The sequence below is a fragment of the Actinoplanes sp. NBRC 103695 genome (genome assembly GCF_030269485.1).
Taxonomy (GTDB): domain Bacteria; phylum Actinomycetota; class Actinomycetes; order Mycobacteriales; family Micromonosporaceae; genus Actinoplanes.
Map to the genome: position 1 here is coordinate 99,381 of NZ_BSTL01000028.1, position 23,497 is coordinate 122,877.

The 23,497-nt window shown below is 72.2% G+C and carries 24 protein-coding genes; 9 read left to right on the forward strand and 15 right to left on the reverse strand.

Annotated features, from left to right (window positions below):
- Positions 1 to 269 precede the first annotated feature (269 nt).
- From QSK31_RS38015 to QSK31_RS38025, 3 genes are read right to left on the reverse strand one after another with little or no spacing between them, the layout of a single operon-like run.
- Complete coding sequence (locus QSK31_RS38015; protein WP_285689557.1) at positions 270 to 1,121, reverse strand: alpha/beta hydrolase; 852 nt, start codon at positions 1,119 to 1,121, stop codon at positions 270 to 272.
- A gap of 22 nt (positions 1,122 to 1,143) precedes the next feature.
- Positions 1,144 to 2,574: a dynamin family protein gene (locus QSK31_RS38020; RefSeq protein ID WP_285689558.1), complete on the reverse strand. Its 1,431-nt coding sequence runs from the start codon at positions 2,572 to 2,574 to the stop codon at positions 1,144 to 1,146.
- The gene (locus QSK31_RS38025) at positions 2,571 to 4,352 is read right to left on the reverse strand and encodes a dynamin family protein (RefSeq protein ID WP_285689559.1); all 1,782 of its coding nucleotides are present in this window, start codon (positions 4,350 to 4,352) and stop codon (positions 2,571 to 2,573) included. Before QSK31_RS38025 ends, QSK31_RS38020 begins: the two co-directional genes overlap by 4 nt.
- Positions 4,353 to 4,431: 79 nt before the next feature.
- Between QSK31_RS38025 and QSK31_RS38030 the strand changes: the two genes are divergently transcribed.
- Together QSK31_RS38030 and QSK31_RS38035 are read left to right on the forward strand one after the other, a co-directional pair.
- Complete coding sequence (locus QSK31_RS38030; protein WP_285689560.1) at positions 4,432 to 6,036, forward strand: isovaleryl-CoA dehydrogenase; 1,605 nt, start codon at positions 4,432 to 4,434, stop codon at positions 6,034 to 6,036.
- A gap of 65 nt (positions 6,037 to 6,101) precedes the next feature.
- A complete protein-coding gene (locus tag QSK31_RS38035) occupies positions 6,102 to 7,310 on the forward strand; it encodes an MFS transporter (RefSeq protein WP_285689561.1) in 1,209 nt (402 codons plus the stop codon).
- Here the strand turns inward: QSK31_RS38035 and QSK31_RS38040 are convergent.
- The 9 genes from QSK31_RS38040 to QSK31_RS38080 all read right to left on the reverse strand — a co-directional run bounded on the left by QSK31_RS38040 (position 7,276) and on the right by QSK31_RS38080 (position 16,502).
- Entirely contained in the window at positions 7,276 to 8,736 is a 1,461-nt protein-coding gene (locus tag QSK31_RS38040; RefSeq protein ID WP_285689562.1) for an ATP-binding protein, read from the reverse strand. The two genes, QSK31_RS38035 and QSK31_RS38040, sit on opposite strands and share 35 nt — an antisense overlap.
- A 73-nt stretch (positions 8,737 to 8,809) precedes the next feature.
- Positions 8,810 to 9,856: an MSMEG_0565 family glycosyltransferase gene (locus tag QSK31_RS38045; RefSeq protein ID WP_285689563.1), complete on the reverse strand. Its 1,047-nt coding sequence runs from the start codon at positions 9,854 to 9,856 to the stop codon at positions 8,810 to 8,812.
- Positions 9,853 to 10,671, reverse strand: a complete 819-nt coding sequence (locus tag QSK31_RS38050) for a carbon-nitrogen hydrolase family protein (RefSeq protein WP_285689565.1) — start codon at positions 10,669 to 10,671, stop codon at positions 9,853 to 9,855. The genes QSK31_RS38045 and QSK31_RS38050 overlap by 4 nt, the downstream gene beginning before the upstream one ends.
- A 4-nt stretch (positions 10,672 to 10,675) precedes the next feature.
- Entirely contained in the window at positions 10,676 to 11,491 is an 816-nt protein-coding gene (locus QSK31_RS38055) for a carbon-nitrogen hydrolase family protein (RefSeq protein ID WP_285689566.1), read from the reverse strand.
- Positions 11,488 to 12,822 carry an MSMEG_0567/sll0787 family protein gene (locus tag QSK31_RS38060; RefSeq protein ID WP_285689567.1) on the reverse strand — a complete coding sequence of 445 codons (1,335 nt, stop codon included), beginning with the start codon at positions 12,820 to 12,822 and terminating at the stop codon, positions 11,488 to 11,490. The genes QSK31_RS38055 and QSK31_RS38060 overlap by 4 nt, the downstream gene beginning before the upstream one ends.
- Positions 12,819 to 13,871: an MSMEG_0568 family radical SAM protein gene (locus QSK31_RS38065; protein WP_285689568.1), complete on the reverse strand. Its 1,053-nt coding sequence runs from the start codon at positions 13,869 to 13,871 to the stop codon at positions 12,819 to 12,821. The genes QSK31_RS38060 and QSK31_RS38065 overlap by 4 nt, the downstream gene beginning before the upstream one ends.
- Positions 13,871 to 14,383, reverse strand: coding sequence for an MSMEG_0572/Sll0783 family nitrogen starvation response protein (locus QSK31_RS38070; RefSeq protein WP_285689569.1), 513 nt, complete (start codon positions 14,381 to 14,383; stop codon positions 13,871 to 13,873). Before QSK31_RS38070 ends, QSK31_RS38065 begins: the two co-directional genes overlap by 1 nt.
- Positions 14,380 to 15,186, reverse strand: a complete 807-nt coding sequence (locus QSK31_RS38075) for an amidohydrolase family protein (RefSeq protein WP_285689570.1) — start codon at positions 15,184 to 15,186, stop codon at positions 14,380 to 14,382. The genes QSK31_RS38070 and QSK31_RS38075 overlap by 4 nt, the downstream gene beginning before the upstream one ends.
- On the reverse strand, positions 15,183 to 16,502 hold the full coding sequence (locus QSK31_RS38080; RefSeq protein ID WP_285689571.1) for an MSMEG_0569 family flavin-dependent oxidoreductase: 1,320 nt from the start codon (positions 16,500 to 16,502) through the stop codon (positions 15,183 to 15,185). The genes QSK31_RS38075 and QSK31_RS38080 overlap by 4 nt, the downstream gene beginning before the upstream one ends.
- Positions 16,503 to 16,668: 166 nt before the next feature.
- On the opposite strand from QSK31_RS38080, the gene QSK31_RS38085 reads away from it, so the two are divergent.
- Both QSK31_RS38085 and QSK31_RS38090 read left to right on the forward strand, forming a co-directional pair.
- Positions 16,669 to 17,154: a hypothetical protein gene (locus tag QSK31_RS38085; protein WP_285689572.1), complete on the forward strand. Its 486-nt coding sequence runs from the start codon at positions 16,669 to 16,671 to the stop codon at positions 17,152 to 17,154.
- A gap of 160 nt (positions 17,155 to 17,314) precedes the next feature.
- On the forward strand, positions 17,315 to 18,178 hold the full coding sequence (locus QSK31_RS38090; protein WP_285689573.1) for an ion transporter: 864 nt from the start codon (positions 17,315 to 17,317) through the stop codon (positions 18,176 to 18,178).
- 66 nt (positions 18,179 to 18,244) lie between these two features.
- On the opposite strand, the gene QSK31_RS38095 is transcribed toward QSK31_RS38090, so the two are convergent.
- Complete coding sequence (locus tag QSK31_RS38095; protein ID WP_285689574.1) at positions 18,245 to 18,466, reverse strand: hypothetical protein; 222 nt, start codon at positions 18,464 to 18,466, stop codon at positions 18,245 to 18,247.
- Between the two features lie 18 nt (positions 18,467 to 18,484).
- Here QSK31_RS38095 and QSK31_RS38100 point away from each other — a divergent pair, with 18 nt between their 5' ends.
- Positions 18,485 to 19,057 carry a glycosyltransferase gene (locus QSK31_RS38100; protein WP_285689575.1) on the forward strand — a complete coding sequence of 191 codons (573 nt, stop codon included), beginning with the start codon at positions 18,485 to 18,487 and terminating at the stop codon, positions 19,055 to 19,057.
- A 9-nt stretch (positions 19,058 to 19,066) separates the two neighbouring features.
- Positions 19,067 to 19,828 (forward strand): hypothetical protein, encoded by a 762-nt coding sequence (locus tag QSK31_RS38105; protein WP_285689576.1) that lies wholly within the window; start codon positions 19,067 to 19,069, stop codon positions 19,826 to 19,828.
- Here the strand turns inward: QSK31_RS38105 and QSK31_RS38110 are convergent.
- The gene (locus QSK31_RS38110) at positions 19,716 to 20,348 is read right to left on the reverse strand and encodes an RNA polymerase sigma factor (protein ID WP_285689577.1); all 633 of its coding nucleotides are present in this window, start codon (positions 20,346 to 20,348) and stop codon (positions 19,716 to 19,718) included. The two genes, QSK31_RS38105 and QSK31_RS38110, sit on opposite strands and share 113 nt — an antisense overlap.
- A 109-nt stretch (positions 20,349 to 20,457) precedes the next feature.
- On the opposite strand from QSK31_RS38110, the gene QSK31_RS38115 reads away from it, so the two are divergent.
- Both QSK31_RS38115 and QSK31_RS38120 read left to right on the forward strand, forming a co-directional pair.
- A complete protein-coding gene (locus QSK31_RS38115; protein ID WP_285689578.1) occupies positions 20,458 to 20,715 on the forward strand; it encodes a hypothetical protein in 258 nt (85 codons plus the stop codon).
- Positions 20,716 to 20,960: 245 nt separating this feature from the next.
- Positions 20,961 to 21,860: an aminotransferase class IV gene (locus QSK31_RS38120; protein WP_285689579.1), complete on the forward strand. Its 900-nt coding sequence runs from the start codon at positions 20,961 to 20,963 to the stop codon at positions 21,858 to 21,860.
- Positions 21,861 to 21,881: 21 nt separating this feature from the next.
- Here the strand turns inward: QSK31_RS38120 and QSK31_RS38125 are convergent, their stop codons facing one another.
- A complete protein-coding gene (locus tag QSK31_RS38125) occupies positions 21,882 to 22,583 on the reverse strand; it encodes a sulfotransferase-like domain-containing protein (protein ID WP_285689580.1) in 702 nt (233 codons plus the stop codon).
- A 200-nt stretch (positions 22,584 to 22,783) separates the two neighbouring features.
- Here QSK31_RS38125 and QSK31_RS38130 point away from each other — a divergent pair, with 200 nt between their 5' ends.
- Positions 22,784 to 23,485: a TMEM175 family protein gene (locus tag QSK31_RS38130; RefSeq protein WP_285689581.1), complete on the forward strand. Its 702-nt coding sequence runs from the start codon at positions 22,784 to 22,786 to the stop codon at positions 23,483 to 23,485.
- The last annotated feature ends 12 nt before the right edge of the window (positions 23,486 to 23,497 follow it).

Here is a 23,497-nt window from a genome sequence, read left to right on the forward strand (position 1 = left end):
GCGATGGCGGCGGCAGCGACCGGCACCCAGCCCGCATGGACCCGCCGCGACGCGATGGCGGCGGCAGCGACCGAGACCGGCACCCAGCCCGCTCGGACCCACCGCGACGCGACGCCAGCGGCAGCAACCACGACCGACACCCAGCCCGCTCGGACCCACCGCGACGCGACGACGACGGCAGCAACCACGACCGACACCCAGCCCACACGGAAACCCCAACCCCACACCCAGCGGAAACGCCGGAAGTAAGGCCAGACCAGACAGGTGGTCTAGGCCCGGCCACCGCTGGCCTGGACATGGGCCACGATCGCCTCGCGGGCGGTGCGAGCCGCGGACACCGGCAGCAGCGGGTAGACGTGGATGGCGCCGGGTTCTTCGTGGTAGGTCAGGGGCACCCCGGCCGGCATGCGATCGCGGAGCAGGCGGCAGTCCGGCAACGTGATGTCGCGGGTGCCGACCAGGATCTGGGTCGGCGGCAGCCGGGTCAGGTCGCCGTTGATCGGGCTCAATGTCGGGTCGGTCAGCGGCAGGTCGCCGGCCCACGCGGCGGCCATCGGGCGCAGGCCGGCCCGCCGCAGCCACGGGTCGTGGGGTTCGACCTGGTCGATGCCGGGGTTGCTCATGGTCAGGTCCAGCCAGGGTGCGATCAGTGTCTGGCCGACCACCTGGTCCGGTGCGGCCTGGGTGGTGAGCAGGGCCAGTCCGCCGCCGGCCGAGTCGCCGAGCAGGTACGAGGGGCCCAGGTCGGCGACGACCTTGGTGGTGAACTCCAGCGCCTCGGTGCCGTGGTGGGCCGGCGCCAGGCCGTAGAGGGGGACGTGCACCGCCAGGCCCGTGGCCGAGGCGAGGTCTGCGATGAGCGACCAGTGCTGCGGGACGATCTCTGCCATGTACGCGCCGCCGTGCAGGTAGACCACCGCGGGACCGGGCTTCACCTGGCGTGGCGCCACCCGGTAGACGTCGAAGCCGTGGTCGCGGGTCCGGCTCACGTCGAGACGGCGGGACAGCCCGGGTGGCGGCGTGGGCGAGGACTTGGGTTCGGCGAGGGTCCGGCGCCCGTACTCCTCGGTGGTGAATTTGCGCTGGCGGGTGAGGCGGATGACCGCCGCCACGACGGGCATCGGAAGACTCGGCACCCGCTGATCAAACCACCTGGAGGATGCCCTCGCAGGTTCGCATCGCGGCGCGGGCCGCCGTCCGCAGCTCGCGCGCCGAGAACGGGTGTTCGCCGACCGCCTGCCAGCTCGCCAGCGCCGCCTTGGCGGCCATCGCGATCCGGGCCGGCGGCGCTTCCGCGGGCAGGCCCAGCCGGTGGTACGCGGCGCCGCCCTGGCCGCCGAGCAGCATGTCGAGGCGGGCCAGCTGGTCGTCCGTGCCGGGCAGCCGGCCCGAGCGCACCAGGTGCAGCAGGCGGAGCTCGACGAACTCGTGGGCGCTCGCCCGGATCCGTTCGGCCTCGGCGGCCAGCCACGACTCGGCGGGCACGCACTCGTCGATGACGGCGAGCGCCGAGCGGGCCTTCAGCACCTCGCTGCGGCCGACGAACTGGGCGGTGAACACTTCGCGGAGCCGGTCGATGCCGCTGTGGGCGGTCAGTTCGCGGGCCAGGTCGGCGGCGTCGCGGACGATGTCCTCCCGGATCAGGCGTACGGACAGGCGTACGCCGAAAAGGCCGAGCCTCTGCAGCACCCGCCGGCGCCCGGGGGCCTGCGCCGCGAAGCGTCCGGCGGCCGACGCGAAGCGGTCGGCGGTCAGCAGCAGCTCGACCACATCGGACATCGGTTCCGCCGCGACCGCCGCCAGGACCCGGAACTCGTCCTCACGCAGGGTCGCACCGGCCGCCCCGAGCAGGCCGGCGACCGGGATGACGACGGGGCAGAGCCGGCGTAGCCGTTCGTCGGTGGCGTAGCGTTCGGCGACCCGGCCGGCCGCGTCCATCGCGTCCAGGCGGCAGCCGCCGATCTCGTCGGCCCGGGACAGCACGCCGACCGCGTTGACGGGGGTGCCGGTGGACAGGCCGTCGCCGTGGAAGGACTCGAGGAACCGCACGTCGCTGCCGTGCATGTGGCGCAGCAGGTAGATCACCGCGTCGGTCTGCGCGGCCCGTTCCCCCTCGGCTTCCAGGAACGCCATGGTGCGCAGCGAGACGTCGGTGGAGAGCGAGGCGATGCCGGGCGTGTCGATCAACGTGTGCCGGCGCAGGCGGGCGCTGGGCACTCGTACCTCGAGGTGGTCGACCTGGTCGGCGGGCCGGCCCAGGTCGATCTGCACGGCGCCCTGGATCCGGTTGAACGGGCGCTGCTCGGCGTGGCCGTCCTTGAGGAAGGCGGTGACCGCGTAGGTGGGTCCGTCGGCGTACCAGGTGACGATCTTGGTGCACTCGCCCGCGTCGGTGGGTGCGAGCTCCTCGCCGACCAGGGCGTTGAGCAGGGTGGACTTGCCTGCCTTGACCTTGCCGGCGATGGCCACGCGGAGTGGTTCGTCGACCCGGCGGCGGGCGTCGGCGAGCCGCTGGTCGCGGGTTTCCGCGTACGCCCTGTCCAGCAGGGTGCGGACGTCGGCGAGCAGGCTCATGCCAGGTGGTCCAGTCGGCGTCGCTGCGACGCCAGCTCGGCGGCCCGCTCGCGGCGGCGGTCCTCGGGCAGGGCCGCGGTCTGGCGTACGGCCTCAGCGGCCGACGCCGCGGACCTCTCGACCGCCATCGCCCGCCCCGCGAACTCGTCGCGCAGGAACCGCTGGGTCCGCCGGACCGCCTCGCGTGAGTCCCGCCCGACGTGGAACGTGACGTCGTCGACGTAGCGCCGCAGCTCCTGCTTGGCCTGCGCGCGCCGGTGCTGCACCTGACGCTCGCGTTCCGCCCGGACCAGCCGGCGGCCGAGCGTCATGCCGGCGAGCAGCCCGAGCGGCGCCGCAACGGCCACGTTGAACAGGGCGCCGACCGCGCCGAGCATGTAGAAGCCGCCGTAGGTGACCCGGGCCGCCGTGAACGCGCCGAGGAACTGCTGCATGCCGGATTTGTGGAAGCTGACGTCGAGGTCGCCGACCTTGCGCAGGGCCAGGTCGGGGGCGGGCAGGTCGACGTCGAGGCTGTCGTACTCGATGCCGAACCGCTCGGCCACCTCGCGGGCGAGCTGCTCGGTGCTGCTGACCAGCAGCATCAGGTTGTCGACGGCGGCCGCGGCCGCCTCCCGCGCGGCCCAGGCCTGGAAGTCGCGCCAGGTCTCCCGCGGGTCCGAGTCGTCCAGCAGCTCCTCGCCCTTGCGGACCATGAGCCGGAGCCGTTCCCGCAGGTCGTGGTCGATGTCCGCGGTGAGGTCCTGGATCCCGTCGCCGAGCACGGTCTGCCAGGAGCCGCCGCCGAGCCGGGCGGCTGCCAGCCGACCCTTCTCGGCGTACCGGCGGGCGATCTCGGCCGCCGCCGCCGGCGACTCGGCGGCGGCCTCCTCGGCGACGACCCGCTCGCGCAGCTGGGCGACCACGAAGCCGAGCTCGGACCGCGCCGTGGCCAGCCCGTCCGCCTCGGCGGCGCCCAGCACGTCGCGGCGCAGCAGGTCGACCAGTCGTGGGAAGCCGGACTCCTGGTTGAGGTCGGCGCTGTCCTTGGCCTGGGCGCGCATCCGCAGGAACGACGAGACCGTGACGATCGGCACGTCCAGGCCGGCCCGGGCGAGGTGGCCGGCGTTGATCTCGGCGATCCGCCGCCACTCGGCGTAGAGGTCGGTCTTGGTGATCACGCAGAACGCCCGCGGGCAGCGTTCCAGCACCCGGCGCAGGAAGTCGACCTCGGGCGCGGTGAGTTCCTGCGCGGCGTCGGTGACGAACAGCGCGGCGCCGGCCAGCGGCAGCGCGGCCAGCGTGATGTTGCCCTGCGCGGAGTCGAGGCCGCCGACGCCGGGGGTGTCGATGAAGCTGAGCCCCGCGCCGAGCAACCGGCGGTCGAGGCGGACCTCGACGCTGCGCGGCGCCGGGCCGTCGACCGGCTCACCCTCGGTGATGTGCTTGCGCAGGGTTTCGAAGGCGACGGGTACGGACTCCAGCCGCCCGTCCGCGGCCGGGATCTGCAGCGACACCGACGGCGGCCGGCCGTACCGCAGCACGGTCGGCACGGCGGTCACCACGTCGGAGTCGACCGGGCAGATGTCGGTGCGCAGCAGCGCGTTGACCAGCGTGCTCTTGCCCTGTTTGAACTCGCCGACGACGGCGACCGCCACGTCGTCGGCGCGCAGCCGCTCGGCGGTCCGTTCCAGGCGCTCGGCGAGATCGGAGCGCCCGGCGTCCGCCGCGAGCTGTCGCGCGTCGGAGATCTCGGCGAGCACGTCCGTGACCGAGCCGCCCCGCGTCACCGTGGTCACCGCTCCCCCCAGATCAGTTACGAAAAACCCTACCCGAGCTCGGGAAGCGCCTCGATCACGGCCGTGTCACTCTCGTTGCATGACTCACGACGTCGTGAACCAGCCTCCGCCCCTGTCCGGCCATGACGTGGCAGAGGATGCCGCATTGCTGGATTCGGTGCGGCGGGAGGGCGCGGACTGGTCGCTGGAGGCGTTGCACGCGCTGGGCCGCCGGGCGGGCGAGGCCGAGCCGCGGCGCTGGGCGGACGAGGCGAACGCGTACCCGCCGAAGCTGCGCACCCACGACCGCTACGGCCACCGGATCGACGAGGTGGACTTCCACCCGTCGTGGCATGAGCTGATGCGCACCGCGGTGGAGGCGGGGCTCGCCGGATCCGCCTGGGCGGCCGATCAACCGGGGGCGCACGCCGCCCGAGCCGCGGCCCTCTACACCTGGTCGCAGGTCGAGGCGGGACACACCTGCCCGATCTCGATGACGTACGCGGTCATCCCGGCCCTGCAGCACGAGCCGAGCCTGGCCGCCGCCTACGGTCCGCTGCTCACCTCCCGCGAGTACGACCCGGGCCTGCGCGCCCCGCAGACCAAGCGTGGCCTGCTCGCCGGCATGGGCATGACCGAGAAGCAGGGCGGTTCGGACGTCCGGGCCAACACGACGCGGGCCGCGGTGACCGCCGACGGGTCCTGGCGGCTGCGGGGGCACAAGTGGTTCACCAGCGCGCCGATGTGCGACCTCTTCCTGGTGCTGGCGCAGGCGCCCGGCGGCCTCTCCTGTTTCCTGGTGCCCCGGGTGTTGCCGGACGGCACACGCAACGACTTCCGCATCCAGCGCCTCAAGGACAAGCTGGGCAACCGCAGCAACGCCAGCAGCGAGCCGGAGTTCGAGAACACGGTCGGCTGGCTGGTCGGTCCGGAGGGGCGCGGCGTCCGGACGATCATCGAGATGGTGGCGACCACCCGGCTGGACTGTGTGATCGGTTCGGCCGCCGGGATGCGGGCCGCGCTCACCCAGGCGATCCACCACGCCCGGCACCGGTCGGCGTTCGGCCGTCCGCTGGTCGAGCAGCCGCTGATGACCGCGGTGCTGGCCGATCTGGCGCTGGAGTCGGAGGCGGCGTCCACGCTGATGATGCGCCTGGCCGGGGCGGTGGACCGGGACGAGACGGCCTTCCGGCGGCTCGCGGTCGCGGTGGGCAAGTTCTGGGTGTGCAAGAGGCAGCCCGCGGTGGTCGGTGAGGCGCTGGAGTGTCTCGGCGGCAACGGGTACGTGGAGGAGTCCGGCCTGCCCCGCCTCTACCGGGACGCGCCGCTCAACTCGATCTGGGAGGGCTCGGGCAACGTGCAGGCCCTGGACGTGCTCCGGACGCTGCGCAGGGAGCCGGAGTCGGCGGAGGCGTTCCTGGCCGAGGCGGGGGCGGCCGGTGGCGCGGACCGGCGGCTGGACGACGCGGTGACCGGCCTCAAGGACCTGCTCGCGCATCCGGAGGAGAGCCAGGCCCGGCGGATCACCGAGCGGCTGGCCCTGGTGCTGCAGGGGTCGTTGCTGGTCCGGCACGCTCCGCCGGCGGTGGCGGACGCCTTCTGCGCGACCCGGCTGGGCGGCGACCAGGGCGCCACGTTCGGCACGCTTCCCCAGGCGGCGCGGGCGACCGAGATCGTCACTCGGAGTGCATCAATGCTTGACTGAGAGCAACCGATGTTCTCGGTGAGCCGTTCCGCGGACCGCCGTCACCGAGGCGCTACGGTGCTCCGGTGGCGCTGGGTCCGGACTTCCGACGGCTGTGGGCGGCCTACTCGATCAGTGAGCTCGGCACGGGGGTGACGATCGGCGCGCTGCCGCTGGTCGCCACGATCGCGTTGCAGGCGCCCGTCTTCCAGGTGTCGCTGCTGTCCGCGGTGGCCGGGCTGGCCGGCGCGGCGATGGCCGTCCCGCTGGGGCCGTGGGTGGAGTTCCACCGCAAGCGGCCGATCATGGTCGGAACGGATCTGGCGCGGTTCGCCGTGCTGATCAGCGTGCCGCTCGCGGCGGCGCTGGGCGTGCTCACCTATGCCCAGCTCTGCCTGGTGGCGATGGTCCAGGCGGTCGGCGTGATCGTGTTCAATGCGGCCGGCGGCGCGCACCTGAAGGCGCTGGTCCCGGCCGCGCAGCGGGGCGAGGCCAACACCCGGCTGGAGATGACGCTCTGGACCGTCTACAGCGCCGGCCCGCCACTGGGCGGCGTGCTGGTCTCGGCGGTCGGCGCCACCGCGTCGATGGCCGTCGACGCGGTGTCGTTCCTGCTGTCGGCGCTGGGGATCCGCCGCCTGCGGACGCCGGAGCCGCCACCACCGGAACGGCATCCGACGCCGCGGCTGCGCGAGCTGACGGCCGGTTGGCACTACATCCTCGGCCACCGCGACCTGCGCGCGTTGTGGCTGAACTCGCTGGTCTTCGGCGGCTGCGTGATGGCGACGGCGCCGCTGCTGGCGGTGCTGATGCTGCGCGAGCTGGGGATGGCGCCCTGGGAGTACGGCGTCGCCCTGGGCGTGCCGTGCCTCGGCGGGATCCTCGGCGCGTTCCTGGCCCGGCGGCTCCCCGAACGGCCCAAGCTGCTCGGGTTCGGGACGGCCCGGGCCCTCTTCCTGATCTTCCTGGCCGTCGCGCCGGCCGGCACCGCCGGGCTGATCGTGATCACCGCGTCCCAGCTCGTGCTGCTGATCTGCGCGGGCGCGTTCAACCCGACGTTCGCGACCTACCGGATGCGGGTGACCGAGGACAGCCACATGTCCCGGGTGCTGTCCGCGTGGTCGATCAGCCAGCGGGTCGCCCAGCCGATCATGATCGCCGTCGGCGGCCTCCTCGCCACCGTGACGAGCACCCGGATCTCCCTGGCGATCCTGGCCGGATTGCTGCTGACCAGCATCGCCCTGCTGCCGTGGCGCTCGTTCACGCGGCCGGAAGCGGCCCTCGCAACTCGGTGACCGACGCGACCAGCTCCTCCTGGGAGATCGGCTCGGCCTGCCCGCCGGAGTGCGCCTCCTGCATCGCCTTGGCCAGCTGCACCCGGCGCAGCACCTCCTTGATGTCCGCGCCGGTCATCCCGAAGCTGACCCGGCCCAGCTCGGCCAGGTCCAGGTCGTCGGCGAACATCGTGAAGCCCGGCGCCTCGTGCGCGGAGATCAGCCCGCGGATCATCTTGCGGAAGATCTCCGCCCGGCCCGCGTCGTCCGGTTTCGGCACGGACATCTTCACGTCGAAGCGCCCCGACCGGATCAGCGAGTCGTCCACCCGGTGCGGGAAGTTCGTGGTGGCCACCACGATCACGTTCGGGTTCGCCTCGATCAGGTCGTTCATCTCCTGCTTGAAGATGCCGGCCACCGCGTTGATCGCCTGACCGGCCGCGTCGCCGCCGGACCCGACGTAGCTGATGATCGAGTCGAACTCGTCGAACAGGATCAGCGTCGGCACCCGGTAGCGTCGCGCGTCCCGGAAGATCTGCTTGATGTTGCGCTCCGAGCCGCCCAGCCACTTGTCCAGGATCTCCGGGGTGCGAACCTCCCGGAAGTCGGCGCCGATCTCGTTGGCGAGCGCCCGCGACAGCATCGTCTTGCCGGTGCCCGGAGGCCCGTACATCAGAATGCCCTGAGGTCTGCGCGCTCCCCACCGGGCCATCGCCTCCGGGTGCCGGAAGGACACCGCGATCTGCCGCAGCTCGGCGACGATGTTGGCCAGCCCGCCGACCTGGTCGAGCGTCACCTCACTCGTCGTGATCGGCTCGACCGGCAGGCTCTCCCGGCTGAGCGTGAACCGCCGTCCGGCGAGACTCTCCGGCCCGGCGATCTCCAGCACGACCTGCAAGGTCAGCCCCGCGAAGGCCTGCAGGTGCGCCGGGGAGACGTCGTCGCGCGGCATCTCGGCGCGCAGCCGCACCAGCGTCCCGTTCTCGTCATAGGTCACGGTCGCCTGCAAACCCACCGCCGCGTCGGCCACCGTCGCCGGCTCACGCTGCACGGCCGGTTGCGGCACCCGATCAAGACCGAGTTTCCGGTACGCGGCGACGGCGGCGTTACCCACCCCGTCGACGAGCCGGGCCGCCAGCTGGTCTCCCTGCTCGATCCGTTTCGACAGCAGCACCCCGATCGGGTCGGCGCCGAGCACCAGCGCCCGCACCTTCGCGGTGGTGAACCTGTCCGCGGCGGTGGAGATCTCACTGGCGAAGACCTGAACCCCGTCCTCGCTGCTCACGCTCAGCTCGACCCGCCGGACGGGCTCCGGCCAGCTCGCCCCGCGCAGCATCTCGACCCGGTTGACCCGGGCCGCGGCCAGCGCGGTGACCGCGTCGACCATCTCCACGGTGGCGCCCGCATATTCGAACGTCACCCGCTGCCCGCGCGCTTGATCACTCATCGAAGGCTCTCCACTCGCTGTGGTTACCCAACCAGCCAAGAGTGACACGCGCCTACGACAACCGCCCGCGCCCTCAGCCGAGCGACGCGTAGAGGTCGAGGTGGCGGCGGGCGGCGTCGGCCCAGGTGTGGGAGAAGGCCAAAGCGCGGCCGGCGGCGGCGCGGGCCGGGTCGGGCTTGTCGATTGCGGTACGCAGGGCGTCGGCCAGCGAGGCCGGGTCGGTGCCGTAGCGGACCGCGGCACCGAAGACCTCGCGCAGGACGGGCAGGTCGCGGACCACGACGGGCACCCCGGCGGCCAGCGCTTCCATCGCCGCCAGGCCGAAGCCCTCCTTGGTGGACGGGAACGCGAACGCCGCCGCGCCCGCCACCAGACCGGGCAGCTCGTCGTGCGGGACCGGGCCCAGGATCAGCGGGTCGACGCCGAGCCGCGTGCCCAGCTCGTCGAACTCCGATCGGTAGCCGCGATAGTCGAACAGAGTCTCGCCGCCCGCGAACACCAGGCGTAAATCGGGAATATCCGACAGATGGCTGAAGGCCCGTAGCAGATCGAGCGACCCTTTCCGCGGCTCGATGCCGCCGACCGCCAGCACAGATCGCCCATATCGCCGGTCGGGCGTGGCGTCGGCGAAGCGCGCAGCGTCCACCCCGTTCGGGATCACGGTCGGGCTCAGACCCCAGCCGGCCCGGACCTCGGCGGCCACCGCCTCCGAGACGCACAGGTGGGCGTAAGGATCGACGATCGCGCGCTCATGACACCTTGCCAGCGCGGGAGTCGTGAACGTGTCCAGGTGGTGGATCGTGCGGATGCAGCGGCCGGCCGCGTTCGCGCTGATGCAGTCCTGCGCGTGCACGATGTCGTACGCCGAACCGTCGAACGCTGCCCGCAACACCCTGATGGAGCGCAGGATCCGGTCGCCGACGTCCTCGCCCGGCACCTCGTCGAACGGCACCGCGGACAGGCGTACCCGAGGATCGACCGGGCGGAAGAACCCACCACCGCGAGCGAGCGTCCACACCGTGACGTCCTGGCCGAGCGCAGCGAGGGCCTCGGCCAGCGCCAGCGTGTGCACCACCCCGCCGCGGGGCCGGGTCGAGTAGGTGAGCAGCGCGATCCTCACCGGTAGGTGTCCCGTCGCAGCTCACGCAGGTGGGACAGCACCCGGCGGGCGGCCGCGATCTCCGCCGCGACGTCCAGGGACGCCACGGCGAGCCCGGCCTTGGCCCAGGTGCGGGCGAGGATGTTGCCGGCCGGGCCGACCACCTTGGCCTGGCCGAGGAAGCGCATCCCACCGACCGCGCCGGTCTGGTTGGAGGAGACGACGACGATCTGGTTCTCCGCGGCGCGGGCGCAGTCGTAGAGGTCGAAGAGGCGGGACTGGCGGTCCTGGGAGATCTTCGGCGCCGCGTTGGTGATGCTGGCCGGCCAGGCGGACAGGCAGGCGACGATCTCGGCGCCGTCCAGGGCCAGGGTGCGGGCCGACTCGGGGAACGTCTTGTCGTAGTCGATGAGCATGCCGATCCGGCCGGCCGGCGTGTCGAAGGCCGCGAAGGTGTCGCCTGCCGCGTACGCGGTGATCTCGGCCGCCGGGAGGTGGACCTTGCGGTGCCGGCCGAGCACGCCGTCGCCGGTGAGGCAGACCGCCGCGTTGTAACGCAGGTCGCCGTCCGCCTCGCAGTAGCCGACGCACACCACCATGTCGCGGGCCAGCGCGGCCACCTGGTCGAGGATCGGGTCGTCCGGTTTCAGCGCGGGCGGCAGCGCCGACGGGTCGGGGTGCCGCAGGTCGGCCAGGTATCCGCCGATCGCCGCGTCCGGCAGCACCAGCAGCGCCGCGCCCGCGTCCCGGGCGTCGCCGATCAGCTTGCCGATCCGGCCCAGGCAGTGGTCCAGGTCGCGGCCGAAGTGCGCGGCCGCCGCGGCGATCCTCACCATCACTTCAGTACGCCTCGGGCCGGCGGTCCCGCAGGTGGCCCATCGAGCGCCGGGCCGCGGTCAGCGCCGCCGCCACATCCACCTCGGCGGTCGCCATGCCGGGCGCCACGCCGGTGGTGGCCAGCACGTCGCCGCCGGGATCGACCACCTTCGCGCTGCACACGAAGCGCAGACTGCCGAACGTCCCGGACTGGTTCGCGGACACCCAGACCACCTGGTTCTCCAGCGCCCGGGCCCGGTCGAAGAGGTCGAAGCGCCGCGTCCACCGGTCCTCGGCCAGGTCCGAGGCGGCGTTGGTCCGGCTGCCCGGCCACGCCGACACGCACACGATGATCTCGGCGCCGTCCAGGGCCAGCGCCCGGGCCGACTCGGGGAACGCCTTGTCGTAGCAGATCAGCAGCCCGATCCGGCCGACCGGCGTGTCGAACGCGGCGAACGAGTCACCGGAGTCGTAGCTGGCGTCCTCCCGCAGCGGCTGGTGCACCTTGCGATGGTTGCCGAGCACCTCGCCGCCGCCGACGCACACCACGCTGTTGAACCGCCGGTCGCCGTCGGCCTCGCAGTAGCCCGCGCACACCACCATGTCCCCGGCGATCGCGGCGAGCCGGGCGATCTCCGGACCGTCCACGCGCAACGCCGGCGGCTGGTCCGCATCCCCGTCGAGGTCGGCGAGATAACCGCCCAGGCAGGCTTCAGGCAGAGCAAGCAGATGTACGCCCTCCGTCCGCGCCGCCTCCACGAGCTTCTCGACCCGCCCGAAGTCGCCCTCGAGGTCCCGGTCGAACTCGTCCGCGACCGCGGCCACCCTGATGAGCGTCATGCCGGCCCCATTCCGGTTACGCCGCCGCTGAGGGCGACGGTCAGCTCTTCGTCCGGCCAGCGCAGCCGGACCCCTCGGCCGGCCACCAGCTCACCGCACTCCGCGGACGTGGCCGGCCCGGTCTCCGGCGGCCTCGACGTGGTGACCATCGCGAATCCCGGGAAGCAGGTCAGCCAGTCCCCTGCCGTGGCACCGGCCGGGCGGGGCACCGCGGCGACGTCCAGCACCGCCGCGCATCCACTCGCCTCGGCCAGCATCCCGAGCGTCCCGGCGATCCCGGCCATCGACACGTCCTTGGCCGCCGCCGGGCGCGCGGCGGCCACGATGCCGTGCAGGCGCCTCAGCTCGCCGGACGTCCGGTGGCTGGTCGAGTCCCACTGCCGGCCGTGATATCCCGGTCGCCAGCGCCCGGCCGTGTCGGCGGTGAGGTGGACGCGCATGCCCGGCCGCCCGCCACCGCCCGGGACCGGATGCGCGGTACGACCGAGGGCGGTGGCCGAGAGGGCGGCGGGCACGCCCAGCTGGGTGTGCCCGCCGAGCACCGGCACGCCCCACGCCTCGGCGGCTCGTCGCAGGCCACCGAGGATCCGGGCGGCGTGCGCGGCGTCGCGGGCGCCGACCGCGTTCAGCAGGCCGACCGGAGAGGCGCCCATCGCGGCCAGGTCGTTCATGTTCACCAGCACCGCGCACCAGCCGGCCCAGTCCGGGTCACGTTCCACCATGGACGGCACGATCGCGTCGCAGGCGGCGATCAGGTCCGATCCGGGGACCGGGGCGCCGTCGTCCCCGGCGTACCCCCGCGGGGTCATCTCTTGAAGGAGCGGCCCCAGCGCCTGCTTGGTGGCCGTGGCGAGCGCGGCGATCCGCCCGATCGGCCAGCGCATGAGCACGTGCGGGCGCCCGGCGACCGTGGTCGCACGCACCCGGTCCCAGCCCAGCCGGGTGAAAGAACGTTCGTTCTGATTCTGAACGGTCGCATCGAAGCGCAACGCCCCGGCGTTCTCCGCGTAGGCGCAGGCCGCCCGCACCAACGCCGAGCCGACTCCCTGCTCTTTCCGGACCACCGCCAGGCGGCCGCCCTGCCACCACCCGATGTCGGGGCCGTCGACGGCCGGCCCGACCCGGACCCCGCCGAGGAACTCCCCTCGCGCCGACCTGGCCACCAGCACCACCGTGCGCGGGTCATCGTCTCGGTCGTCCAGGTCATGACCGTCGAACAGGCCTTGCTCCTCGACGAAAACCTTTCGCCGCAACGCGTGGTAGTCCGTCCTGTCCTCGGTGGGAAGGACCGTGAACGCGGGCCCGAGCAGCGCGGGAACGAGATCGGTCATCCGCCGGCCGCCTGGAGCACGCCGCACGCCCCGCAGGCGGCGCAGCCGGCCTTCTGGTCCGCGCCGAGCATCCCCGCCTCCCGCAGCAGCGCCGCGACCCTGCCCGAAATATCCCGGACCATCGACGGCGCCGGCGCCGGCCACCCGTCCCGCCGCGCGAGCGTCCCCGCCATCGGCCGGAAGGGCACCACGAACGGGTAGACGCCCCGCTCGATGAGTCCGGCCGCGCCGTTGATCAACTCGTCGGGATCCTCGCCGAGACCGATCAGCAGATAGGTCGACACCTGATTACGGCCGAAGACCGACACCGCACGGTCCCAGGCCGCTTCGTATTCGGCCATCGGCACCGATCCCTTGCCGGGCATCCACGTGCGGCGCACCTCGTCATCGAGAGACTCGACGTGGATCCCGATCGACGCAGCACCCGCCGTTCGCAGATCGTCTATCACCGACAGATCGCCCGGCGGCTCGATCTGCACCTGGATCGGCAGCCCCGGCACGGCGTCGAGCACCGCCCGGACACACCGGACCAGGTTGCGGGCGCCCCGGTCCGGCCCGGTCGTCGTACCCGTGGTCATCACCATCTGCGTGACACCGTCGAGCTCGACCGCCGCCCGCGCCACCTCCGCGAGCTGCGCCGGTGTCTTGGCGGCGACCGTGCTGCCCGACCGCAACGACTCCTCGATGGTGCAGAACCGGCAGCGTTGCTCCTCGGCGTACCGGATGCAGGTCTGCACCACTGTCGTGGCCAGCACATCCTTGCCGTGCAGCCGCGCGATCTGCTCGTAGCGCACACCGTCGGCGGTCGTGAGGTCGTAGAACCGCGGCCGCTTGACGACGTCGAGTGTGAGCCCGGTGTCGATCTCGCCGAGCCAGATCTTCCCGCGATCGACAGTGTAGGGACTGGCCGGGTCGATCGGCAGTGCCGCGTTCCGCCCCTCGATCACCACATGGCCGTCGTCCGAGGGGCCGGCCCCGGACGGGCGGCGCACGGGTGTCGCCACCCGCACGCCGCGCACGGCCAGGTCGGCGCGAGTGTCGAGGGACATCAGAACATGTAGGTCGAGTTGATGATCGCGCCCTTGCGCGCGTAGTGGATCAGCGCGTCCTGCACGTCCAGCGGATGCGTCGGGATGACGCCCTCGATCAGGTCCTCCTCGCGGGCGCCGTGCAGGGAGAGCCCGAACCGGCAGCAGTACACCTTGCCGCCCTCGGCGATGAACGTCTTCAACGAGTTGTTGATGTTGTGCTCACCCGGGAACGCCGAGGTTCCGGTGGTCGGGAAGCCTCGGGTGGCCAGGGCGTTCAGCGATCCCGGACCGTAGAAGTAGATGGCCGACTCGAAGCCCTTGCGCAACGCCCGGGTGGCCTGCAGCACCGCCACGAAGCTCACCGACGACTCGTGCGCGATGCCGTGCACCAGCGTGAAGTAGCTCTGGCCCTCCTCGGCCTTGTAGTCCGGGAACACCTTGGTGCCGCCGTAGATGCTCGACCCCTCGGACAGCGCCGGGTGCGGGATCTCGTTGAGGGACTTCTGCTCGAGGTCGGTCAGGTCGGTCATTTCTCTCCTCCGTAAAGCCGGTCGAAATTGTTCTTCAGGACCATTGCCGCCAGTTCCGGGTTTTCGAAGGCATGGCGGACCCGCGCGGACTCGCCCGCCTGGTCGCCCCACGGCTCGTCGCTGGCGAAGAGCACCCGGTCGTGGCCGATGCCCCGCCGGTCGATCTCGGCGGCCAGCCAGCGCGGGGCGAAGCCGATCGCCCACGACAGGTCGGTGTAGACCTGCTTGCCGGCGGCGATCCAGTCGAAGAACCGGCCGCCGATCAGCTTGATGTGGCCGCTCATCCCGCCGCCGAAGTGCACGAGGTGGACGCGGGTGTGGTCGCCGTACCGCTCGACCAGCTCACCGACGCGGTCGATGTCGGAGGCCGCGCCCGGCGAGGTGTGCACGTGGACGGTCAGGTCGTGCTCGCGGGCGGCCGCGAAGATCCCGTCCAGCCCGTCCGCGTCGCCGGCGTCGCCGCCGAGCAGGAAACTCAGCTTGAGTGCCCGGACGCCCCGCTCCCCCGCCAGCTTCAACGCGCTCCTTGTCCGGGAAGGCTCCAGCGGCGACACCCACAGTCCACAGCGGATCCGGTCGTCGCGCTGGGCCGCCTCGACGACGAGCTCGTTGAAACCGAACGCCACGGCCGGGTCCGGCACGCCGTAGTTGGGCAGCACCAGGGCCCGCTCGGTGCCCTCGCGGTCGAGGTCTTTCAGCAGCTCGTCGATGGTCGCGCGGGCGGTCACGTCCGGGTTCACCGGAGGTCCGCCGTAGAAGGGGTACGCGGGGAGCACGCCGAGGTGCCGGTGGGCGTCGTTCACGCGGCTGCCCACCAATCCATCGCCGGGTAGGTCTCGGTGGGGGTTCCGGCCAGCCACGACACGTCCTCGACCACCTGGCGGCGGCGCGCCTGCACGATCCGGCCGGCCAGGTGCTCGGCGTCCCGCGCCACGCCCGCGAACCGCCCAGACCCCCACGTCCACTGCCACGGCAGCCCCAGGAAGTAGAGCCCCGGCACGCTGGTCACGCCCCGGTCGTGGGTCGGGTAGCCGCGCCCGTCGAACACCGGCGCCTCGATCCAGCGATGGTCCCGGTGGAAGCCGGTCGCCCACACCACGGCTGTCACGTCGTTGACATCCAGGCTGCGCGGCCCGTCATCCGGCTGCCACACCGGCACATAACGCTCCTCGGCCGGCGCGTCTCTCCGCTGAGCCGAGATCCAGTTGTCGATGGCGTCCTTGATGCCCTCGGCGACCGCGTCGGCATGATCGAGATGCTTCGCCAGGTCGTCGCCGAAGTACGCGGTGCCGTCCTCGATCGCGGTCAGCCGCCCGTACAGCCGCATCCCGTCCCGGGCGAACGCCCGCAGGTCGATGTCCCGCCCACCGTCCCGCCCCGTCATGTAGTGGTTGGCCCGCAGCCGCACCTCGTCCGCGTCGCCGAACTGGTCGATGCCGCGCGTGTAGTGCCCCATCTCGTCCAGCCAGGCCAGCGTGTCCCGCCCGCGGTACCGCCGGGCCGCCCGCGGCGCGCTCCCCACCGCGAGGTGCACGCGCCGCCCCGCCAGATGCAGGTCCTCGGCGATCTGACACCCCGACTGCCCCGTGCCCACGACCAGCACGTCCCCGTCCGGCAACTGTGCGGCGTTCCGGTACTGCGACGAGTGCACCTGAACGACACGCGCCGGCAGCCGCTCGGCGATCCGTGGGACGGCCGGCCGGTGATAGGGCCCGGTCGCCACGACCACCTGATCGGCCGTGCACCGTCCGTCGCTGGTCACCAGATCGAAAACACCGACCCGGGTACGCCGTAGCCGGGTCACGTCCACCCCTTCGGCGAGCGGCGGATCGAACGAGGCGGCGTACTTCTCGAGATGGTCGACGACGTCGGCACCCACCATGAACCCGTCCGGATCGTCGCCCTGGTAGGGGAAACCGGGAAGATCGCACTGCCAGTTGGGCGTGACCAGACAGAACGAGTCCCACCGCCGATCCCGCCATTCGTGGCCGACCCGGTCCCGCTCGAACACCACGTGCCCGATGCCGAGCCGGCGCAGATGCCAGCTCATCGCGAGCCCCGCCTGACCCCCGCCCACAACGGCGACGCTGTAATGATCCGTTCGCTTCGGTTCCGACATGACGGCACCTCGTTCACCATCGTTCGCCCTGGTAGGCGGCTTGGTAACGAACCTCAGTCAAGGCAGGCCCGGTTTCCGCGGTGTTTCATCCGGAACAACCGTCCGTTAGAAAGACCTCTCCGCGCCGGCACGTCCTCTATGGACGCCGAGCGGTAGATTCAGAACCATGCCGGCCGACGCCGAACCTCTGGTCCTGCGCAACACCTGGAACCGGTTCGACAAGGTGTGGTGGCTGGGCAGCACCCTCTTCTGGGGCCTGCCCTGCGCCGCCCTGATGACCGGCTTCGGCGCGGCCGAACTCTGGTGGGGCCTGGCGATCGCAGGCGCCGCCTGGATCGCCTTCGGCATCTTCGGCTGGCGCCTACGCTCCCGTGACGGAGGCAAACTCCAGGCCGAGGTGACCCGAACCGGCATCCGCTTCACCGAGGCGCATCCCCCGACGCCGTGGACGGAGATCGCCTGGGTGGGAGTCCGCCACACGCCCTCCGGCACCTTCGGCCCGCCATCCCACGACTACGTGGTCCTTCACCTGGCCGACGGCTCCCAGCAGAATCACCAGGTCGACATCCACCTGATCCAGGTCGTCCCCGCCATCCGCCGCCTGGCGCCCCAGATCCCCCTCTCGACGAACGACCGGCCCCCACCGTCCTGAGAATTCAGGCCCTGGCGCCGGCCACGATGCGCTCGCCCGGGAGGACGGTGAGGGTGCGGCCCGCCGGGCGGAGCAACTGGTCCCGGTCTTCTCCACGCGCATGCCTCCCACCGTCTCGCAGGGACCCGGCCGGGAGCGCGAGATCCGTAGGGTGGTCCGCATGCTCCTGGCCCGTCGCTGCTCCCGGATCGCGGAATCGCGCGCCTTCGAGGTGACCATCGTCGTCACGATCGGCGCCAACGCGGCCCTGCTCTGTATCGAGACCTACCCGCACCTGGCCGCGTCCGTGCCGTCACTGCACTGGCTGGAGTGGTTCTTCCGGGCCGTCTTCGTGACCGAGATCGCCATCCGGATCCTCGCGCACGGGCGCCGGCCGCAGGACTTCTTCAAGCACGGCTGGAACGTCTTCGATTTCGTGGTGATCGCCGCCGTGTTCATCCCGGGTCTGCACGGCGACTCGGCGGCGCTGCGCGTCATCCGGATCGCACGGGTGGTTCGGCTCGTCCGTTTCTCACCCGGCCTGCGGACGATCGTGAACGCGCTGCTGCGCAGCCTGCCCGGGGTCGGTGGCTTCCTGGCGCTGGCCCTGGTCACGTTCTACGTGTACGGCATGGCCGGCTGGCTGATCTTCGGCGAGACCTACCCCGAGCAGTACGGCACGATCGGACGCGCCGTGCTGACGCTCTTCGTGCTGCTGTCCCTGGAGACGTTGCCGGATCTGATCACGCAGGGCCTCGCCCTGTCGCCGTGGACGCTCGTGTACTACGTCAGCTACGTGCTGATCACGGTCAACCTGCTGCTCAACATCCTGATCGCGGTCATCGTCAACTCGATGGAGGAGGCCCGCCGTCTGGAGATGACCGAGCACCTGGCCACCGACGAGGACGGCGACGGCATGCCCGACGACATCGACCGCATCATGATCAGCCAGCGGCTGGACGACCTGCGCAGCATGATCGGCGAACTGGAACGGGAACTCCGCATCGACCGGGACGCGCCGGCCCGCCGCTCTTCTGTCACCTAGCTGATTTGATCGCCGCGCACCGGATCGTGCGGGCGCCCCGACGGCCGCGAGCCTAGGCGCTCGCCATCACTCCGCCGGATCGAGCAGCGCCGTCATGACACGGCCGACGATGGTGTCGAAGCCGTCCGCCCCGCCCCGCGTGCCGCCCATCGCGGCCGCGAGCTGCGGGTGCCGTCCCTCGCCGGCCTGGCTCTGCGGGCCGCGCCGGCGCCTTACGACCGCGCCCGCGCCCGCATCCGCCGCGAGCTGAGGGTGCGCGTCCGGACCAGGCGTCCGCGCGTCTTCCACGGCTTCAGCCCGGCGGTCGTGCCGCGTCCGCGCGACTGGCCGCCGGAGCTGAGCATCGTCGGCTACTGGTGGCCGGCCGTCCCGGAGGGCTGGCAACCGCCGCCCGCACTCCTGGACTTCCTGGACGCCGGCCCGCCACCGGTCTACCTCGGTTTCGGCAGCAACGGCGGCGCCGACGGCGCGATGATGGCCGAGGCCGCCAGGGACGCCGGCGTGCGTGTGCTTCTTCAGGACGAGATCGGCGACGTCCCGCACGAGTGGCTGTTCCCGCGGATGGCGGCCGTGGTCCACCACTGCGGTGCGGGCACGACGGCCGCCGGTCTGCGCGCGGGCGTCCCGACGGTGGCCGTTCCGCGCTACACCGACCAGCCGTTCTGGGCGCGGCGGGTCAAGGCGCTGGGGGCCGGCCCCGATCCGGTCCCTCACCGCCGCCTGACCGCGACCACGTTGGCCACGGCGATCCGGGCCGCCGTCACCGACCCACGCTTCCGGCGTAACGCCCGTGCCGTCGGCGAACGTCTGGCGGCGGAGGACGGCGCCGCGCCGCTGGTCGACTGGCTGGTGTATTCGGCGCGTACCGGGCGCGCCTAGGTTGCGGGCATGCGGGGACGAGTCTTGGTGATGGTCGCGGTGTTGCTGGCGGCGGGGTGCGCGAGGGCCGAGCCGTCGGCCACTCCGGGTCAGCTGCTGCGGGAGTATGCGGGTGCCTCGGCACCGGTCAAGAACGACCGGTTCGGGCCGAGCGGGTCCGGGTCCGGCGCCGACCGGATGGCGAACTTCGCCGCCCACTACACGCCTGACCAGCTGGCGGCGGCGCTGTTCGGGGCCTACGAGTGCGACGACCGTTCCCCGGACGGCGGGCGACTGGCGAACCCGTGCCGGCTGTCCCGCGAGGCGACCGAGGCGGCCCGGGAGTTCAGCGGGAACGCCGACCGGCCGCACGCACGGTCCATTCTGGTCAAGCACGCGGACGGGTCACTCGAGTTGCTCACCGTCTTCATCGCCCGGCGGCCCGACGGGGAGGCGCAGCTGATCGACACGAGCGGCGGCACCTACACGGGCCTGGAGGACTTCCGCTCCGGCAACGACGTGCTCGGCACGGACGATCTCATCCTCACCCTCCAGGACGTCACGTCGGTGCCGGGCCAGGGCGAGCTGGTCGTCCGCACAGGACACACACCGGCCGTGTGGCCGTGGGTGGCGTCGGGCGCGGCGGGCGCCGTCCTGGTCGCACTCATCACCCTGACCGTCATCCGGCGTCGTCGCGCCGCCGCGGAGAACGCCGACCTTCTGGCCCAGTGGGCGCCGGAGAAGCCGAACGAGCCGGCGACGCCCCCGGGGCCGGAGAAACCTGTGGAGTGAGCAGCCCGCGCAGCTGGCGCCGGGCCTCGTGAATGCGGGACTTGACGGTGCCGTCCGGGATCCGCTGGAGTTCCGCGATCTCGTGGTATCCGAGGCCGAGCACGTCGCGCAGGGCGACCGCCTCGGCGAGCTCGGGCCGCAGGCGGGCCAGCGCGTTGAGCAGGTCCAGGCGGGTGGAGGCGACCACGCTGGTGCGGCGCGGGTCGGGCAGGTCGGTCAGCTCCGGCGTGCGGTCTTCGGCCGGAGCTGACCGGGCACGCCGGTACGTCGAGCGGGCGCGGTTGGTGGCGAGGCGGTGCAGCCACGTCCGGAAGGCGGAGCGCCCCTCGAAGCGGTCGATGCCACGGGACACCGCGAGCAGGGTGTCCTGACACGCCTCTTCGGCGTCCTCCCGGTTGGCCAGCAGGCGGCTGCACAACCTCAGCACCTCGGGGCGCACGGTCACCAGGAGCACGTTGAGTGCCGCAAGATCCCCGTGGGCCGCGGTTTGGGCGAGGTTCTCGACATCCGATTCATACATAGCGTGATGCCACCTCCACGCTCAGTATGCGTTGGCACGCAAGTCGCCGAACCAACTACCGCGAGGCCGGGACCAACCCAGGTAAGTGCCCGACTACCAGGAAGTCCTCGTGTTCCGTCGTCTCGCCTCACCGGCGCCCTCACGCTCGCCCTGCTCGGCGCGGCCGTGCCGGTCCGCGCTGGAGTCCGTCTACGGCCGCCGCGGTCATCTGATCCACAACGCCGCGGGCGAGCCGGCGTACGTCGTCCACGTGGGCGCGCGCGTCGAGCTCTTCACCGGTCACCCGATCCGCGAAGGTGCGGGCTACTTCCAGGTCGGCCCCGCCAACTTCATCCTGCGCAACTTCCGACACGCTCCGCCCTGCTGAGCGGCTCGACCCACCGGCCCGGAGCGCCCGACCGGGCCGGCACCCAACGGCCCAGCACCCACCAGCCCCGCGCTCACCCAGCCCGGCGCTCACCCAGCCCGGCGCTCACCCAGCCCGGCGCCCACCCAGCCCGGCGCTCACCCAGCCCGGCGCCCACCCAGCCCGGCCGACCCATCAGGGCGGCGCCCCGCAGGCCGCACCCCAGGCCGGCGCCTCGCCGGGCAGGAGCTGACAGAATCGGGATCATGCTTCAGGAGTACGACGCGCGGAACGCCGACATCAGGTACTGGGTCAACGGCGTGTTGCGGCACCGGGACGAGCCGGGCATCTCGCCGTTCGACTCGGTGGTGCAGGGCGGCGACGGCGTGTGGGAGGGGCTCCGGCTCTACCGCGGCAGGATCTACGGGCTCTACGAGCACCTGGCGCGGCTGCGCCGGTCGGCGACGGCCCTCGGGTTCGCCGACATCCCGGCCGACACGACCGTCGTGGCGGCCGTCGCCGAGACGCTGCGGGCCAACGACATGACCGACGGCGTGCACATCCGGCTCACGCTGACCCGGGGCGTCAAGGTGACCAGCGGCATGGATCCGCGGCTCAACCGGGCCGGCTCCACGCTGATCGTGCTGGCCGAGCACAAGGCGCCGGTGTACGACACGACCGGCCTGCGCCTCGTCACGGCGAGCGTGCGGCGCCCGGGACCGGACGTCCTCGACCCGAAGATCCACCACAACAACCTGATCAACTCGATCCTCGCCAAGATCGAGGCGAACGTGGCCGGGGCGGACGACGCGCTCATGCTGGACGGGCGGGGGTTCGTGGCGGAGACCAACGCGACGCACCTGTTCGCCGTGGCCGGCGGGACGCTGCTCACCCCGTACGCCATCGCCTGCCCGGAGGGCATCACCCGGCAGACGGTGCTGGATCTGGCGGCGCGGCATGAGATCCCGGCCGTGGTGCGGGACGTGTCGCTGGTCGAGATGTACACGGCCGACGAGGTCTTCTGCACCGGCACGATGGGCGAGATCGCCGCGGTCACCGAGATCGACGGGCGCACGATCGGCGCGGGCAAGGTCGGTCCGCTCACCACCAGGGTCGCCGAGATCTACCGCGACCATGCGGCGGCGACCGGCGTGCAGGTGATCTGAAGGCGCCACGCGGCCGGTGATCTAGAGACGCCGCGCGGCCATCTCCTCGTAGTAGGGCCGCGCCTCGTCGACCAGGTCCCGCAGGCGGGCGGGCACGTCCGCGGGGCGCGGATCGTACGGCGCGAAGCCGGTCGACGCCTCGACGGACGCGTACCAGTGGGGCGCCCACACCCCGTCGGTGTCGCGGCGCCCGGGCGGCCAGGCCAGCATCGCGGGGTCCCAGCCGATGCCGAGCGCCGCGCACAGCCGGCTGAGCACCCCGGCCGGGTCGCGGAGCAGGTCGGCGGCGTCGACCACCGGCCCGCCGTACGCCCGGTAGATCTCCGCCTGCTGCGCGTAGCCCAGATCGGCCAGGTCGGGGGTGCCGCGAACCTTGGCGTACGAGGCGACGACGTGCTCGGGATCCCGGATCAGGTAGGCGTTGGACAGGGTGCCGATCCAGTCGCGGCCGATCCCGGGCAGCAGGTGGTGCGTCATGTGTTTCTGGTAGTACACGCTCACCCCGCCGGGCAGCGGGCCGGTCAGGGCGGCCGCCACGTCCTGCCACGCGGTGGGCTGGCCGGCCATCACCTCGTCGCGACCAGGGTGGTCCAGGCCGGTCGCGGCCAGATAGTGGGCGTAGAGCGGCTCGTCCACGACCAGGGTGTCCGGCCGCGCGCCGAAGCTGCGCATCAGGGCCGTGGACACGTTACGCGGCCCGGACCACATCGCGACCCGGGTCACGTGGCGGCGCCGCGGGCCGGCCGCGCCACGATCGAGAACATCATGGGCGCACGTTATCGCGTTCGAAACAGAGGCGGAGCAGACTGTCCACAGGCCTTTCCCTCAGCGCCCCCGCCCGGCGCGAGGTTGCGGGCGGGACTCCCCCGGTTGCCGCCGCAAGCCCCGCCCGCAACGACCGGCCGATCAGGCATACTCCCGGCGTGACCAGCGACATCGAGGCCGGCCAGCCCAGAGCCGGCGAGCCCGGGGCCGGTGAGCCCGGCGACCGCCCGCCCGCCGGGTTGACGCCGGAGCGGGTGGGTTTCTTCACCGACGCGGTGTTCGCCATCGCGATGACCCTGCTCGTCATCGACATCCCGAAACCGGAGGGCGAGCCGGAGTTCTCCGTCGGCGACGGCGTCTCGAAGGCGGAGGCGGCCGGCAACCTGCTGCACTTTCTCGCCGGCCAGCAGAACTCGTTCCTCGCCTACCTGCTCGCGTTCTGGGTGCTGTGGATCACGTGGCGCGGCCACCACACCCTGTTCGACCGGATCGGCCGGCTGTCGTACCGGCTGGTCGGCTGGCATTTCCCGCTGCTGCTGTTCATCGGCTTCCTGCCCTACCCCACGACGGTTTTCGGCCACCACACCGGCAATCCCGCCGCCGCCGGCCTCTACGCGCTCAGCGTCGCCGCCCTGCTGATCTGCCGCTCCGGCGCCCAGACCCAGGCGGAACGCGACCATCTGCTGCTGCCGCACGTCGACCGCGCCGACTTCCACCGCGTCACCCGCGCATCCTGGATCGTGGCGCTCTACTGGCTGGCCACCGCCACTCTGGTCTGGTTCACCCCGTGGACTTCGCTGCTGTGGTTCGCCGCCCCGATCGTCGGCCGGATCGCGAACGGTCGCCGCGCCAACCCCTGACCGCCGTCGATT

Excerpts from the sequence above, each read along its gene's own strand:
- QSK31_RS38120 (WP_285689579.1), top strand. The coding sequence starts at position 20,961 with ATGCTTCAGGAGTACGACGCGCGGAACGCCGACATCAGGTACTGGGTC.
- QSK31_RS38080 (WP_285689571.1), bottom strand. The coding sequence starts at position 16,502 with ATGTCGGAACCGAAGCGAACGGATCATTACAGCGTCGCCGTTGTGGGC.
- QSK31_RS38070 (WP_285689569.1), bottom strand. The coding sequence starts at position 14,383 with ATGACCGACCTGACCGACCTCGAGCAGAAGTCCCTCAACGAGATCCCG.
- QSK31_RS38085 (WP_285689572.1), top strand. The coding sequence starts at position 16,669 with ATGCCGGCCGACGCCGAACCTCTGGTCCTGCGCAACACCTGGAACCGG.
- QSK31_RS38040 (WP_285689562.1), bottom strand. The coding sequence starts at position 8,736 with ATGAGTGATCAAGCGCGCGGGCAGCGGGTGACGTTCGAATATGCGGGC.
- QSK31_RS38110 (WP_285689577.1), bottom strand. The coding sequence starts at position 20,348 with ATGTATGAATCGGATGTCGAGAACCTCGCCCAAACCGCGGCCCACGGG.
- QSK31_RS38105 (WP_285689576.1), top strand. The coding sequence starts at position 19,067 with ATGCGGGGACGAGTCTTGGTGATGGTCGCGGTGTTGCTGGCGGCGGGG.
- QSK31_RS38050 (WP_285689565.1), bottom strand. The coding sequence starts at position 10,671 with ATGGTGAGGATCGCCGCGGCGGCCGCGCACTTCGGCCGCGACCTGGAC.
- QSK31_RS38055 (WP_285689566.1), bottom strand. The coding sequence starts at position 11,491 with ATGACGCTCATCAGGGTGGCCGCGGTCGCGGACGAGTTCGACCGGGAC.
- QSK31_RS38015 (WP_285689557.1), bottom strand. The coding sequence starts at position 1,121 with ATGCCCGTCGTGGCGGCGGTCATCCGCCTCACCCGCCAGCGCAAATTC.
- QSK31_RS38030 (WP_285689560.1), top strand. The coding sequence starts at position 4,432 with ATGACTCACGACGTCGTGAACCAGCCTCCGCCCCTGTCCGGCCATGAC.
- QSK31_RS38065 (WP_285689568.1), bottom strand. The coding sequence starts at position 13,871 with ATGTCCCTCGACACTCGCGCCGACCTGGCCGTGCGCGGCGTGCGGGTG.
- QSK31_RS38090 (WP_285689573.1), top strand. The coding sequence starts at position 17,315 with ATGCTCCTGGCCCGTCGCTGCTCCCGGATCGCGGAATCGCGCGCCTTC.
- QSK31_RS38020 (WP_285689558.1), bottom strand. The coding sequence starts at position 2,574 with ATGAGCCTGCTCGCCGACGTCCGCACCCTGCTGGACAGGGCGTACGCG.
- QSK31_RS38060 (WP_285689567.1), bottom strand. The coding sequence starts at position 12,822 with ATGACCGATCTCGTTCCCGCGCTGCTCGGGCCCGCGTTCACGGTCCTT.